Genomic DNA, 13,703 nt, shown 5'->3' on the forward strand with positions numbered 1-13,703 from the left:
TACACTTTTTCGCTCTACCGCCCGCTCCTGCTACTCCCTGAGCTAAACTTACACTTGAGCTTAGCTCGCTAGTCCATCATTAACCACTATTTCTTCGTTTTATATGCAACTGCCTTTATGGTGCGCAGCTTCGCTGGCAGCTCTTGCTTCAGCATTACCTAGTCAAGCGCAAACGTCACCGTACGAAACCTCACCAACTTCCGATGCAAGCACTGCTATGTCGCGCAAAACAATGTTCAAGCTAGGGCTAGGACTGCATCGTACGTTCACGGGTTTTCGTGGTGTACGCCTGCCTATCACGCTGGGCGTAGAGCGCCAGCTAGGGTCTAAATTTTCCGTTTACGGGAATTTGGTTACAGACCTTGATCTACGTGAACGTCCAGTATATTATCTGATCGGTCCTTCTGCTGCAACTACCTTTCGCCCCCCTTTTCTGAGCCGCTACGTTATCGAAGCAGGAAGCCGTTATTATTACAATCAAGCGGCGCGCATGTGCCACAACCGAGCAGCCGGTTCTCTTGTAGGAAACTTTATAGCGCTGCAAACCAACGTTGACTTTGAGCCTTTCTACACAGGTGAGCGTCCCCAACGCATGCATTATTCCTTTGCTGGGTTATCGGCACAATGGGGAATGCAACGGCGGTTGGGCACTATCGCCTTATTCGATTTTAGCGTTGGGCCCGGTATATATAACAAAGAATATATCCGCTATACACATAACGGCACCTACTATCAATCTAACACCTATCATCGTGTAGAGCTTGGCGTAGAACTGAATTTGCGTCTGAGCATAGTTCGATAAGCAGTTCCCTGCCAAAGGGTATTCTGAGCAAGAGTACTTCTTCAAAGCTAGTCTCCTGGCAACTTGCTCAGAGTACCTCTCAGAACAAACTTCCCTGTACCGGCTGCGGGATGATGCGCGGCGGCACTACATTCAACCCTGTTAGTGCATTAAGCCTCTCCAGAAAGCGCTGCGTCCAGATGGGCGAGTGCATGATATCCTTTTGATGCACAAATAAATAGGCCGTTTGCAAGCCCGCGCCTAGCCAAGCAGCTAGGCGCTCGGCCCACGCATCGGCGCGGGCATAGTCGCTCGGTACTAAGCCGTGGCCGTTGAAGCGAATGAAGGCCACGGGCGTGGTCAGGCGCATGTGCATCACGTCGCGGCGGCCGGCCACGTCGCTAATGACTAGTGTTTTACCTAGGGCTTCGAGCATGGCAAACACCGACTCACGCAAACCCGGATCGGAGAACCAGGCTGGGTGGCGCAGCTCGACGGCCAGCGGCACGTAGTCAGGAAAGTCGAGCAGATAGCGCTCTAGACGGGGCAGGTGCTCGGGGCCGAAGGTGGGCGGCAGTTGTAAGAAGGCCCAGCCAAGCCGGTCTTCCAAGCCACTAATGGCCCGGCAGAACGTGGTGGTAAGGTCGTCGGCGTTGTACAGCTCCCGGTCGTGGCTGATGATCTGCGGAATCTTCGGGCAGAACTGAAAGCCCGCGGGCGTCGCGTCGCGCCACTTGCGTACCGTGGGCCCATCGGGAATGCGGTAGTGCGTCGTATTTAGCTCGATGCTGTTGAACTGCCGGGCGTAGTGATGCAGGTAATCGGCATCCTTAATACCAGCTGGAAAGTAAGAACCCAACCACGCCTTATTAGTCCAGATTGGACATCCTACGAACACCCTAGGTGCTGGCGCCGCGGCTTGCGAGCGGGCAAGTACCGCGGCTGTTTCGGGGTGGTCGGTAGGGAGACGAAAGTCAACGTAGCGCAGGTCGGAAAGGCGGCCAAAATCCATAAAGCAAAGTACGGCAAAACGGATTGGTACGTGGCTCTTACTCCATAGCAAATTTCCAAGAGTTTTGCAACCCGGTTTTGGACTATAATCCGGAAGGAATGCCAAAATTTTTTCAGCGGCGGATAGTCTTATTTCCACGGGTCTTTCTCGTGCTCCTGCTATAGTGCAAAACATGGCTTAACTAAACACAAATGCAGATTTTGGGCAATTCAGCTGGATAAATTAAATGCAAATTTTCTTTGAAAAGGATAAATGGCACGGTTTGGGCGCAGGGCCAACACCCGGCTATATACGGTCGGTTCTAGAAGGTACTTCTAGTTTTGTCCCGTTCACCAATCAATGACAGAATGACGTTGCGTATTCGACTGCACTCTTTTGGCTTGTTGCTAGCTATTTCTCTTTTCCTGTTTGTTTTCGGTTTGCAGGCGGCTTGTGCTGCCTCAGGAGAGGATGAAAACACTGGCGCTGCCAAGGCAGCCGTAATCCGTGGCCGCGCCTCCTGGTACGGCCGCGAACACCAAGGTCAGGCTACCAGCAGTGGCGAACGGTTCAACCGTTTCAAGTACACTTGCGCTCATCGTAGCCTTCCTTTCGGCACCCGCTTACGAGTTACCAATCCTGATAACGGCAAAGCCGTCGTGGTACGCGTCACCGACCGCGGCCCTTTCCGCCACCAACGCGTGCTCGACCTTTCGGAGGTAGCCGCCCGCCCCTTGGATATCGTGCAGCACGGCGCCGTTGACGTGGTGGCCGAAATAGTGGCCGAAGACACCCCGCTAGGTCCTACCGAAGCTCCCAACGACCTAGAGGCTTTGCTCCTCGCCACCGATACCACTCAAACGCTGGCTAGTGCTCCCGTAGAAGTAGTGATGGCGGCAGCAGCTCCGGCCGTAGCCACGAAGCTAGCTTTCATCGTACAGGCCGGCACTTTCTCCGATGCTCACAACGCGCAAGGCCAACTGACCAAGATTCAGAAGATCGACGCCTCGTTGCCAGCGACTATCGAAGCAGAAACCGCTAGCGAGAAAGCATTGAACCGTGTGCTCGTAGGTCAGTTCGACACCTGGAGCAACGCCAAAAAGGTACGCCGCCAACTCAAGCAGCACGGCATCAACGCCCTCGTGCGACGTGTGCCTGCTGCAGCCACTCCCGTGCAAGTTGCTGCAAAATAAAGCCTAGCTCTTTGCCTCTAATGACACCCTGGCCTCACAGTTGGGGTGTCATTTTTTATGCGGATTGCTGGCTAGCAGCCTACGACGTGTATGAGCAAACTCGTAGCCAAGCAGACCGTCCTTGTTTATTAACAGCTAGGTCGTTACTTGCCATCTATGATACGATGGCTCAAGGCAATCCTAGCTTTACTTGTAACAGTGGCGCTGACGTGGGCGCTGAATACGCGCCTGGGCGCCGTGCCGCCGTTTGGCAAGTTTCTAAGTCCTTTTCGGGGCTTTTGGCGCAATGGTGAATCGGCAGCCGATTTTCTCGCGCAGCAAACGTTGGCGATGCCTGGCTTGCAGCAACCCGTGCAAGTGCGCTTCGACGACCAACGGGTGCCGCACATCTTCGCCCAGAACGACCACGACCTATACTACGCCCAAGGCTACCTCACGGCCCGCGACCGGCTTTGGGAGATGGATTTTATCACGCACGTAGCGGCGGGGCGGCTGTCGGAAATAGTGGGCAAAGACCGGCTGGAAACGGATCGTTTCTTCCGGCGCATGGGCATGGTACACGGTGCCCATAAATCACTCGACACGGCAATGGCCGACCCCACCGTTCGTACGGTAATTACTTCGTACTCTGATGGCATCAATGCCTATATCAATTCGCTGACGCCTAGCACGTATCCGTTCGAGTACAAGTTGCTCGACTACGCACCCGAGCCCTGGGCACCGCTGAAGTGTGCGTTGATTCTGAAGTACATGGCGTTTGACCTCACAGGCCGCTCCGACGACTTGCGCCTCAGCAATGCCCTCGGTAAGTACGGCCGCGAGGTAGTCCGCGACTTATTTCCCGATTACCCGTTGCGCGAGGACCCAGTGATACCGGAAGGCACGCCGCTCGACTTCAAGCCGGTGCCGGTTCCCCCGGCCCCCACCAGGTTCGAGGCCGATTATTCGCCTTTGGTGCCGCAAAACCAGCCCGACCCCGAGCTAGGTTCCAACAACTTTGCTGTGAGTGGCGCAAAGTCGGCCACGGGCTATCCCATGCTCGCCAACGACCCGCACTTGCAGCTCAATCTACCTAGCATCTGGTACCAATCGCAACTCGCCGCGCCGGGCGTGAACGTGTGCGGGGTATCGATTCCGGGCGTGCCATTCGTCATTATTGGGTTCAATGAGCAAGTGGCCTGGGGCGTGACCAATACCTATGCCGACGTGCTCGACTGGTACCAGCTGAAGTTTAAAGACAACACCCGCCGCGAGTACTGGCACGATGGCCGCTGGAAGCCAGTGCGTCGCGTAGTAGAGCACATCAAGGTGCGCGGACAGCCCGACCAGCTCGATACAGTGCTCTACACCCACCACGGCCCCGTTGTGTACGACCGGCAACTGAGCCCGCAGCAAAAGAAAGCGTTTCCTTTTGCTACCCAAACGCCCATCCTGCATGCCATGCGCTGGGTGAACCACGACGACGCCAACGAATTTTTAACCTTTTACCGCCTCAATCGCGCCCATAACTATCAGGACTACACCACTGCGCTTGCTACGTACGGCGCACCGGCTCAGAACTTCATCTTTGCTGACAGTCAGAAGGATATTGCCATCTGGCCCAATGGCTTGCTACCGCTAAAATGGAAAGAGCAAGGCAAGTTTGTGATGGACGGCACCAATCCGGCTTACGATTGGCAAGGTTGGATTCCGTCGGCGCAAAACCCGCATGTGAAGAACCCGCCCCGGGGCTTTGTGTCGTCGGCCAACCAGTTTTCGGCTAATCCGAAGGACTACCCTTATTACCTCAACTGGAACTACGGCGACTACGAGCGGGGGCACCGTATCAACGAGCGCTTGGCCCGTATGAACCAGGTCACGCCCGACAGCCTGCGCGTGTTGCAGAACGACAACCTAGGTCTGAATGCGCAGTTGATGCTCCCGCGCATGCTGGCGCTTGTTGCTTCGCAACAGCTCTCGACGCCACAGCAGCAGGTCTACAACGAACTTCGCGGCTGGAACTACTATTATGATGCGCATGCTACTGGCCCCAGTGTCTTTGAATTGTGGTACAACAACCTAGCAAAGCGCATCTGGGAGGATGACTTTGGTAAAGCCACTGGTTTGGAAATGCGTTACCCGACCCGCGACCGAACCAACACGCTCATCCTGCAAGAGCCAAACTCCCGCTGGATCGACGACACCCGCACCCCAGCCAAGGAGACTCTGGCGGAGCTAGCTCGCGCGTCGTTCCGGTTTGCCGCCGATTCGCTCACCCGTAAGTTTGGTCCGCTTGGCCCTAAATGGGCGTGGGCCAACCAGAAAAGCACTGACATCCTGCATCTAGCCCAGCTACCCGGCTTCGGCCACATGGACTTAGATGTGGGCGGCGGAGCCGGCATTGTGAATGCCACCTCCGAGCGCAATGGCCCTTCGTGGCGCATGGTGGTGGCCCTAGGTCCGCAGGTACAAGCCTACGGCTTATTTCCCGGCGGCGAATCTGGCAACCCCGGCTCCCCCTTCTACGACGACATGATTGAGCCCTGGAGCAAAGGGCAGCTGCACCCGCTGGTGTTCCTGCGTAGCGCCGATGAGAAAAATCCGCGGGTGAAAGCGGCGTGGGAGTTAACGCGTTGAAACCTGTGTAGCAAACCTAGCTTTTCACTGAGCTGCCATGACGTACTACCTAGCTTTTTGGCTCATGTTGCTGCCTTTTACCATTGTAGCCCAAACCAAACAACTCGGTACTTCTGCTAAAGCTTCCAGCCAGAAGCCTGTGATATACGCCTGGGTACAACATATGCCTACCTACCCAAATGGCGGCAAACGCGGGGCGCTCCTCTACCTTGCAAAGCATGTTCGCCTGCCGGAGGAAGTGAAGGCAGGCCGAATAGACGGTTTGGTTTTCGTGGAATTTGTAGTAAATGAAATAGGCAAAGTTCAGGCACCTAGGATCCAAAAAGGTCTCTCGCCGGCTACGAATGCTGAAGCGCTACGCGTCATCCAGAGCTTACCTGCTTGGCGGCCTGGTCGTGAAAGTGGAGTACCAGTGGCTGTCTCCGTGATCTTGCCCGTCTCGTTTAGCCGCGAGCCTTACAAGCTTCCAAAGGATGTAGATGACTTGTTCTCAATAGAAGTTGCTCCATAATATGTCACTTATATGAAGCATGCTATCATCTGCGGCCTTGCTTTGCTAGTGCTGCCCGCAGCCGCCCAAAGCAGCCAACAGGCAACTAACCAAACGGCCACCGTGCAACCCACAAGTTCGAAGCGTATTGTGTACTCCTACGTGGAACACCTGCCGAACTATCCGAATGGCGGGTTGAGTGGCGCACTCCGTTACTTTGCCCAAAACGTGAACCTGCCGGAAGAAGTAAAATCGGGTCGCGTGCAAGGACGGGTATTTGTAAGCTTTGTAGTTGATGAGACGGGGAAAGTGCAGGATGCTACTGTCATGCGTGGCCTTTCGCCAGCTATCGACTCAGAAGCGCTGCGCGTAGTTCGGAGCATGTCCCAGTGGATACCAGGGAGTCAGAATGGTATTAATGTAGCCGTGTCCATGACAGTGCCCGTTATGTTCAGCCTCACCGCACCTGAGATTCCAAACAACATACAAGATCTATCTTCTGTGTGCCAGTAGTAGTTGCCCAAGCACATCGAAGAGAAGACTTAATTACGATTGAATTATCATTCCATTCTTCTTTACTCATGCTCCTCTTCTTACTCATCTTAGCTATCACTGCACTAGCCCAACTATTCCTCCCCTGGTGGATCGTGGCGCCAATTGCCTTCCTGCTAGCGGCGAGGCTAGGTCGCACGGGTGGGCGGAGCTTCTTGGCTGGGTTTGCCGGTGTAGGGCTAGGCTGGGCAGTAGTCGCGGCATGGCGAAACGTTGGCAACGATGGGTTGCTCGCACACCGCGTAGCCCAACTTCTCCCGCTTGGCGGCAGTAGCTGGGCGCTGGTGCTGGTCACGGCTATTGTAGGGGGCTTGGTTGGAGGAGTGGCGGCGCTAGCGGGCTGCTGGCTACGACAAGCTCTGCAAACCACTGCCACCCCAGCCGAAAGAAGTACCGTCCGCTAGCCTTGCTACGTAGGCTGGCACAGCACAGTGGCTTTCCCGTCGCAGCTACTCTATAGCCTGGTTACCACGGTTCTGCTTCGCGGCAAAAGCACACAATCCTTTTTGTTTTCGGCGAAACAGCTGGGGCTGAATGGCGTATCTTTTTATTAGGTCGCGGGCGCAACATCCAGTCGACCTAGCCCCTTCCCACCACTATAACTTTTGCGATTATGTCGAAGCAATCTGGAAAACGCAGCCAACACGACCCCATGGCTGGGCCGAATGTCAACAGCGAGAAGATCAGCAATCAATCGTCGGAGAAGGCACAGCACGCCGGCTCCACCGACCACAGCCGCTCGGTACGGAGTGGCTTGTCGGGCCAAGCTAGCCAGCCGCACATAGCCACCGGCGAAAACATGAAAGACCAAGTTACCGGTGATATGGAAAGCGGTACCGGCCTAACGACTCCTACCGACGAAGGACAAGCTCCTCAAAGTGGCAGCCGCCATGGCTAAGCAGCCACTCTTTTACCACGTACAGAAACATCAAAAAGGCCAGCTCTCCCGAGAGCCGGCCTTTTTCGTTCCTCATTAGTAGCTAGGTAAGTGGTCTTACATCAGTAAGGATGGAAAAAGAACGTCATGCTGAGCTTGTCGAAGCATCTCTACCGCCAAAGTAAATGATTATCACTGCGGTAGAGATGCTTCGACTAGCTCAGCATGACGTTCTAAATAAGCTACTTCAGCTCTGTATTGTACTGCGAGATGAACGCATACGCGGACAGCGTATAAGCGGCCACCGAAGTAAAGTGGTTGCCGCCCTGAATAGGCCGCAGCTCTACCTGTTTTGAGCCGCGGGCTTGCATGGCATTGTAGGCGTCCTGCGAATTGAAGTAAGGTACGTAGTCATCAGCGGTGCCGTGGAAGAGGGCGAGCGGTGCCGTGGGCTTCCAGTCGTAGATATCGTTGTCGCGGAAAGCAGCTAGCATCTGGGCGTCCGTCTTTTGCAGGATGCCGTTGCGGAATGTATCGGTGAAGAGTTGCTTGGGATAGTCGGGCACGTCGCCAAACACGTTGGCTTTCAATTGGTCGGCGTAGGGCGCTTTGAAATAATACGACAGTGGCCGGTTGATGCCGTACACACGGTTGTAGGTGTCAAGTACCCACACATACGTGCTGAGAAAATTCAAGGGTTTGTCGGAAGCTAGGATGTAATCAGCGAAGGCCGACTTGTGGTAGGCACCCGCGCCCGGTGCGCAAGCCGTTACCGCAAATTCATTCGCGTATTTCTCCTCCATTAGCTTGTGCAAGGCTAGCGTGGCAAAGCCGCCTTCCGAATACCCGAGCAGGAAGTTTTTCTTGCTCACCTGCACGTTTTCCTTCGCACAGAAGGCATACGCAGCACGCATCATGTCCAGCGAAGCCGAAGCCAACGAAGGCGCGTGCTCGTAGGGGTGCGGGTAGGCTTTGGAGGCGCCGTAACCGATGTAGTCGGGTGCCGACACGATGTAGCCGGTCGAAGCCAGCACCGACACCGCCGACCACACCTCACTGTTGGAGCTGTAGTGCGAAGGCGCCCGATCTTCGTCGGAAGGCCGGATGGTGCCGTGTTGGTAGCTCAGCACGGCAAGTGGCTGCTGGGTAACAGGCACGAGGAGCGCCCCGGAGGCCGTGATGGTCTTGCCATCGGTGTTGAGCGTGGTGTAGGTGAGGCGGTACGCTTTGATGGAGTATTTCGTCAGCGCTCCTACCAGCGGTACTTCCGAAACCCGGCCGGCTAGGTCGGCGGGCGTGTATTCGCCGACGAGTGTGCTGCTGAGCAGCTGGCCCGTTTGGGGAGCCGCTGGCGTCGGGATGGTTGTGGTGGGCTCCGAGGTGGGTTGGGAGACGTCTTTCTTGCAACTGAGCGCAGGCGCTACCAGCAGCGTAAGCCACAGCAGCCAAGTAAGTTGCCGCAGTGAGAAGTTAGGTTTTGCAGAGAACAAAAGAAGGGTGGCTTTAGAATGGTGATCTGCTTATACAACACCACAAACCGGCCAAAAAATTTCTTCAAAGAGCGCTGAATACCTGATTAGAAGGAGAATACAGCTTTTTCTAAGATTAGGGATAATGGTCTTCCCCGCTGTCATTCCGAGCAACGCGAGGAATCTGAGTAGGCTAGCTCGGTATTTTATTCATAGGACTTACGCACATGGCCGTTGGAACTCTGCGCACCTCTGCGCTTTCTTCTGCGAACCTCTGCGGGAACCTAGCATTCGAGCCATTTTGCGTAAGTCCTGACTTAGATTCCTCGCGCTGCTTGGAATGACAGACGGGCTGAATAATGGCCATTGTCAAAATATTATCTAAGACTTTAGTTGTATAACTAATAATTTAGTTATACCTTCAATTCAGTCATCATCAATCACATGGATAATCTTCCCGAACTCACCAAGGCTGAGGAGCAAGTAATGCAGGTGCTGTGGCAGCGCGGCCCTTCTTTCGTGAAAGACTTGCTGCCCAACCTGCCCACACCGACGCCCGCGTACACCACTGTTTCGACGATCATCCGCATTCTGGAACAGAAAGGCTTCGTGAACCACGAAGCTTTCGGTCGCACGCACCGCTACTTCGCCCTCATTGCCCAGGACGACTACCGCCGTTTCTCCCTCCGCAAGCTCCTCGGTGGCTACTTCGGCAACTCCTTCAGCCGGCTCGTCTCCTTCTTCGCGAAGGAAGAAAATCTTGATGCCCAGCAACTCGACGAACTGTTGCGCATCGCCCAGCAAGACCTCCCCACCCCCAACCCTAACGACGATGCCTCTACTCCCGACAACGCCCGCCCTACTTGAATGGATGTGGCAAAGCACCTGCTGCCTAGGCGCGTGCTGGTTGCTGTATCAGCTAGCGTTGCGGAAAGAGCCATGCTTTCACTTCAACCGTTGGTTTTTGGTCTTGGTGCCATGGCTCGCGCTTGGTCTGCCGCTGTTGCCGCTGCCGTCTCTAGAGCTAGGTAGCTGGCTACCAGCTGCCCCCATTGTTACTCCTACGATATCGGTCGTAGCGCTTTCACCAGCGGCTACCGTACCGAGCGTGGCGCAGCAGGTACTACCGGACGTGTCTGCGGCGCCATGGCAGTGGCTCGCGGTGGTGTATGTGGCCGGCGTGCTCGTGTGGTTGGTGCGCCTAGGCTGGCAGCTAGCAGCTTTGCGCATGGCGCTGCGCCAACTACCACACGAGCCGGAATTTGCCTATACGTTGGTGCTCACTGGCGGCAAGCTCCCGATTAGCTCCTTTGGTGAGTTTGTTTTCTGGGATGAAACCGCGCCTCTTACCACCACGGAAGCCCAATACGTATTGCAACATGAGCTAGCCCACGTGCAACAAGGTCACACCTGGGAGCAGCTTCAGTTGGAGGTACTACGCGCTGTGTTGTGGTTCAATCCGTTCGTGCACCTGCTGCCGCGTGCCTTGCGCCTCACCCACGAGTACCTCGCCGACGCAGCGGTACTAGCAACTACTACTGCTGCAACGGCACCTACTACGTACACAGCGCTCTTGGCCCGGCTCACGCTGCGGCAGTTTCACCCTAGGTTTTCGCTCACGCATTCTTTCGCTCAATCCCACACCCTAGCTCGTATTGCCATGCTGCACACTACCTCCGTTCGTCGGTGGAAGCAGTGGCTGCTATTACCACTCGGGGCCGGGCTACTCGTGATGGTCGCTTGCACGCAGAAGCCAGAGCTAGTTGTACCAATAAACAATGATCAGACGACATCAAATAAGGTATATACTTATCAGCAAGTAGAACAAGTACCAATCTACGAAACGGGTACGCACAAGCTGTTTGGGGATATTGTTGATCCTATCATGCATTCCCGTAGATACTACTCCAGATCTGTTATAGCCGCGCACCCTAAAGGCCGTATTGTTATCAGGTTTGAGGTGGCTGAAAACGGCAACATGCAAAATGTCGCTATTGATCAGAGCAGCTCTGATTTAAAAGGGCCAGCAGCAGCGATTGAAGAAGCACAAGCGAGAACCCTATCCGCTGTGCGAAACCTACCGGGCCATTGGACCCCAGGGCGGCAAGCAGGCAAGGCAGTTCCGGTTCTTGTGACGCTTATATGCGACGTGAATCCAAGCTCAATGGATATAATCTCGTCTAAATACCCCGATCTGTACCACTTTGATACTCTTTGGAGCTTCGATGGCGTAGATGCAAAAGCCTCTATGGGTATATCAATTCCTATCAGAGAGCCTAGTGCTCAGAATCTTAACAAAGTCAATAAATACGCTATCCGCCCTGACTCTTCTTACTATAAAAACCACAAGCGCCAGTAATACCAACACTGGGTGCCACTTACAGCCTAGCCGTTCCCTAGGTCGTGTTGTAGATACAGGCTTCTGATTACATCTCTTGCCTCCGTTTTTTAACGACTCTAAATAATGCCGCCTCTCCTCAACTGGATGCTGCTCAGCACAATCGTGCTCGGCACATTGTGGGTGCTCTACTACCTAGCCCTGCGTCCGGAGCGCTGCTTCCGCTACAATCGACTCTTCTTGCTGCTGGCGCCGGCCCTCGCGGCGGGATTGCCGCTGCTGCGCCTACCTAGCTTGTGGCCCACTGCTCCCGCTTTACTGGACCGCCTACCTAGCTTTCTGCTGCCCGAAGTGCACGTGGGTGCGGCAGCAACTCCTCAACCCGAAATCAACTGGCTGCTTTGTGGATATGGCGCCGGGGCTGTTGGCTTTCTACTACACCTAGCTTGGCAACTCTGGCAGCAGTGGCGCTTCACCCGCTCGTTGCCAGCCGAGCAGTACCCTGGCTATACCCTGCGCCTGACTGGCGGCCACCAACCAACCGGCTCGTTTGGCCGCACCGTGTACTGGGACGAAACCACACCGCTCGACGCTTTCGAGGCGGCACAGGTGCTACAGCACGAGCTAGCCCACGCCCGGCAGGGCCATACCTACGACCGACTTTGGCTGGCCCTGTGGCGGGCGGTGCTGTGGTTCAACCCGTTTGTGCACCTGCTGCCCCGCGCCCTGCACCTCACCCACGAGTACCTCGCTGATGCAGCGGCCAGCCAGGCCACGCCGAGCAGTTACGCGGCCCTGCTAGCGCGACAGGCGGCGACCCGCCTAGGTTTCACGCCAGCCCTAACGACCACTTTCCACACATCTTCCATCCTAACCCGTATTGCCATGCTCCATCATCCACCTGTTCTTCGCCGCTGGAAGCAGTGGCTCGCCTTGCCCGTTGGCGCGTTGTTGCTCACCGTAGTGGCTTGCGAGCAGACTACCGAACCTGCTGCTCCAACAGCTGTAGCATCTTCCTCTAGCCGAGTAGCTCCTCCGCCTCCGCCAATAGTGTACACCACTGTTGAGCAGACGCCGCAGTACCCAGGAGGGCTTGGTCAGCTTGCAAAAGATATAGCACAACGAGTGCGCTACCCTGCGGCAGCACGAGCAATGCAAGTGGAAGGCCCAGTGTTCGTTAGTTTCATCGTAGCCGAAGACGGTAGTATTCAAGCAGTCGAACTGAAAAAAGGAATAGCCAGGCTCAAGGGTTTGGAGACAGTAGGAAAAGAAATGGACGAGGCCGCTGTAACTGCCGTGCGGAACCTGCCGGGCAAATGGACTCCAGGTAGGCAAGGTGGCAAAGCAGTAGCCGTTTCCTTCACTGTTCCAGTGGTGTTTCTGCTCAACCCAAAGTACCACGCGACTTTAGTTGGTACACCTCGCCCTCCATCTCAAAAGAACTAGCCAGACAGCTTGTTAGGTGGCAAGCAGATGTCTTTCTCTCAATTGGCTAGTGTTGCCTAGCTCTTGCAAGCACCTAGCCCTATTGTTGTTGTCTACAGCTAGGCGAAGCCCACACTTTCAAGCTACTACTTACCTATTGTTTACTTCTAACGACCAACCTGTATTGCCATGCTACACCATTCGTTCGTACTCCGCCGCTGGAAGCAGTGGCTTGCTTTACCCGTCGGCGCATTGTTGCTCACTGTAGCGGCTTGCGAGAAAACCTCCTATACAGGTGCACTGCCGGAGCCTCAAACAGCCAGCGCTACTGCATCGGCCCCTATTGCTTCGCCAGTTTCACCAGTGCAGAAGGATACGGTTTTTGCATATGTGCAGCATATGCCAGAATATCCTGGTGGTATTCCTAAGCTACTGGCTGATATTGTCGCTAACACGCATTACCCGTCCGTAGCCGCAGAAGCAGGTATTGAAGGGAAAGTGTTTGTCGGTTTTATTGTCGAGAAGGATGGCACCCTTTCAGGCGTGCGGCTTCAGCATGGCATGCAGGAAGAAGGAACCCAAGCGGCAGCAGCCAAAGCCCTAAATGATGAAGCTCTGCGCGTTATCAACACTTTGCCTAACCGCTGGACACCCGGTAAGCAAGGCAACCGCTTAGTCAAAGTTTCTTATGTAGTGCCTATTTCGTTTGCTAAGAATTAACAGCCGATCCGCTTTTTATCGCAAGTAGATTATCAGAGACGAGATGCCAGCTACCTAGCCGTAGCTGGCATTTTGCATAAAGGCCCTAGGCTATGGCTAGATCCTACATTCAAGAGCGCCAGATCCAATGATTTTTGAAGAACGTTGGCTTACCTGAAAGAACATGGCTTACACTAGGTCACATACTTATGTGATTGTCCGGTTCTTCTGACACCTATATATTCGTTCTACTTGCCCGTCAGCAGCTTACG

General features: G+C 54.9%; 13 protein-coding genes. 11 read left to right on the forward strand and 2 right to left on the reverse strand.

Features of this window, described 5'->3' with window-relative positions:
* Positions 1 to 103 precede the first annotated feature (103 nt).
* A complete protein-coding gene (locus tag SD425_RS24270; protein WP_324673191.1) occupies positions 104 to 802 on the forward strand; it encodes a hypothetical protein in 699 nt (232 codons plus the stop codon).
* Positions 803 to 881: 79 nt separating this feature from the next.
* Here the strand turns inward: SD425_RS24270 and SD425_RS24275 are convergent, their stop codons facing one another.
* The gene (locus SD425_RS24275) at positions 882 to 1,793 is read right to left on the reverse strand and encodes a DUF72 domain-containing protein (protein WP_324673193.1); all 912 of its coding nucleotides are present in this window, start codon (positions 1,791 to 1,793) and stop codon (positions 882 to 884) included.
* A gap of 347 nt (positions 1,794 to 2,140) precedes the next feature.
* Here SD425_RS24275 and SD425_RS24280 point away from each other — a divergent pair, with 347 nt between their 5' ends.
* From SD425_RS24280 to SD425_RS24305, 6 genes are all read left to right on the forward strand, one after another.
* Positions 2,141 to 2,965 carry a septal ring lytic transglycosylase RlpA family protein gene (locus tag SD425_RS24280; RefSeq protein ID WP_324673195.1) on the forward strand — a complete coding sequence of 275 codons (825 nt, stop codon included), beginning with the start codon at positions 2,141 to 2,143 and terminating at the stop codon, positions 2,963 to 2,965.
* Between the two features lie 156 nt (positions 2,966 to 3,121).
* On the forward strand, positions 3,122 to 5,581 hold the full coding sequence (locus SD425_RS24285; RefSeq protein WP_324673197.1) for a penicillin acylase family protein: 2,460 nt from the start codon (positions 3,122 to 3,124) through the stop codon (positions 5,579 to 5,581).
* Between the two features lie 64 nt (positions 5,582 to 5,645).
* On the forward strand, positions 5,646 to 6,092 hold the full coding sequence (locus SD425_RS24290; RefSeq protein WP_324673200.1) for an energy transducer TonB: 447 nt from the start codon (positions 5,646 to 5,648) through the stop codon (positions 6,090 to 6,092).
* A 12-nt stretch (positions 6,093 to 6,104) separates the two neighbouring features.
* A complete protein-coding gene (locus tag SD425_RS24295) occupies positions 6,105 to 6,584 on the forward strand; it encodes an energy transducer TonB (RefSeq protein ID WP_324673203.1) in 480 nt (159 codons plus the stop codon).
* A 68-nt stretch (positions 6,585 to 6,652) separates the two neighbouring features.
* Positions 6,653 to 7,027 (forward strand): hypothetical protein, encoded by a 375-nt coding sequence (locus SD425_RS24300; protein ID WP_324673207.1) that lies wholly within the window; start codon positions 6,653 to 6,655, stop codon positions 7,025 to 7,027.
* Positions 7,028 to 7,236: 209 nt separating this feature from the next.
* The gene (locus SD425_RS24305) at positions 7,237 to 7,521 is read left to right on the forward strand and encodes a hypothetical protein (RefSeq protein WP_324673209.1); all 285 of its coding nucleotides are present in this window, start codon (positions 7,237 to 7,239) and stop codon (positions 7,519 to 7,521) included.
* Between the two features lie 221 nt (positions 7,522 to 7,742).
* Here SD425_RS24305 and SD425_RS24310 read toward each other — a convergent pair whose 3' ends face one another.
* Complete coding sequence (locus tag SD425_RS24310; RefSeq protein ID WP_324673212.1) at positions 7,743 to 8,990, reverse strand: alpha/beta hydrolase family protein; 1,248 nt, start codon at positions 8,988 to 8,990, stop codon at positions 7,743 to 7,745.
* A 423-nt stretch (positions 8,991 to 9,413) separates the two neighbouring features.
* Here SD425_RS24310 and SD425_RS24315 point away from each other — a divergent pair, with 423 nt between their 5' ends.
* The 4 genes from SD425_RS24315 (at position 9,414) to SD425_RS24330 (ending at position 13,452) form a co-directional block, all read left to right on the forward strand.
* Entirely contained in the window at positions 9,414 to 9,836 is a 423-nt protein-coding gene (locus tag SD425_RS24315) for a BlaI/MecI/CopY family transcriptional regulator (RefSeq protein WP_324673214.1), read from the forward strand.
* Positions 9,802 to 11,328: a M56 family metallopeptidase gene (locus tag SD425_RS24320; RefSeq protein ID WP_324673215.1), complete on the forward strand. Its 1,527-nt coding sequence runs from the start codon at positions 9,802 to 9,804 to the stop codon at positions 11,326 to 11,328. The genes SD425_RS24315 and SD425_RS24320 overlap by 35 nt, the downstream gene beginning before the upstream one ends.
* 105 nt (positions 11,329 to 11,433) lie before the next feature.
* Positions 11,434 to 12,753, forward strand: a complete 1,320-nt coding sequence (locus tag SD425_RS24325) for a TonB family protein (protein ID WP_324673217.1) — start codon at positions 11,434 to 11,436, stop codon at positions 12,751 to 12,753.
* 168 nt (positions 12,754 to 12,921) lie between these two features.
* Positions 12,922 to 13,452, forward strand: a complete 531-nt coding sequence (locus SD425_RS24330; RefSeq protein ID WP_324673219.1) for an energy transducer TonB — start codon at positions 12,922 to 12,924, stop codon at positions 13,450 to 13,452.
* Positions 13,453 to 13,703 lie beyond the last annotated feature (251 nt).

The sequence above is a fragment of the Hymenobacter sp. GOD-10R genome (assembly GCF_035609205.1).
Lineage (GTDB): Bacteria > Bacteroidota > Bacteroidia > Cytophagales > Hymenobacteraceae > Hymenobacter.

Bases quoted from the DNA above. Each gene is read 5' to 3' on its own strand.
- SD425_RS24270 (WP_324673191.1), top strand. From the start codon at position 104: ATGCAACTGCCTTTATGGTGCGCAGCTTCGCTGGCAGCTCTTGCTTCA.
- SD425_RS24275 (WP_324673193.1), bottom strand. From the start codon at position 1,793: ATGGATTTTGGCCGCCTTTCCGACCTGCGCTACGTTGACTTTCGTCTC.
- SD425_RS24280 (WP_324673195.1), top strand. From the start codon at position 2,141: ATGACGTTGCGTATTCGACTGCACTCTTTTGGCTTGTTGCTAGCTATT.
- SD425_RS24285 (WP_324673197.1), top strand. From the start codon at position 3,122: ATGATACGATGGCTCAAGGCAATCCTAGCTTTACTTGTAACAGTGGCG.
- SD425_RS24290 (WP_324673200.1), top strand. From the start codon at position 5,646: ATGTTGCTGCCTTTTACCATTGTAGCCCAAACCAAACAACTCGGTACT.
- SD425_RS24295 (WP_324673203.1), top strand. From the start codon at position 6,105: ATGAAGCATGCTATCATCTGCGGCCTTGCTTTGCTAGTGCTGCCCGCA.
- SD425_RS24300 (WP_324673207.1), top strand. From the start codon at position 6,653: ATGCTCCTCTTCTTACTCATCTTAGCTATCACTGCACTAGCCCAACTA.
- SD425_RS24305 (WP_324673209.1), top strand. From the start codon at position 7,237: ATGTCGAAGCAATCTGGAAAACGCAGCCAACACGACCCCATGGCTGGG.
- SD425_RS24315 (WP_324673214.1), top strand. From the start codon at position 9,414: ATGGATAATCTTCCCGAACTCACCAAGGCTGAGGAGCAAGTAATGCAG.
- SD425_RS24320 (WP_324673215.1), top strand. From the start codon at position 9,802: ATGCCTCTACTCCCGACAACGCCCGCCCTACTTGAATGGATGTGGCAA.
- SD425_RS24325 (WP_324673217.1), top strand. From the start codon at position 11,434: ATGCCGCCTCTCCTCAACTGGATGCTGCTCAGCACAATCGTGCTCGGC.
- SD425_RS24330 (WP_324673219.1), top strand. From the start codon at position 12,922: ATGCTACACCATTCGTTCGTACTCCGCCGCTGGAAGCAGTGGCTTGCT.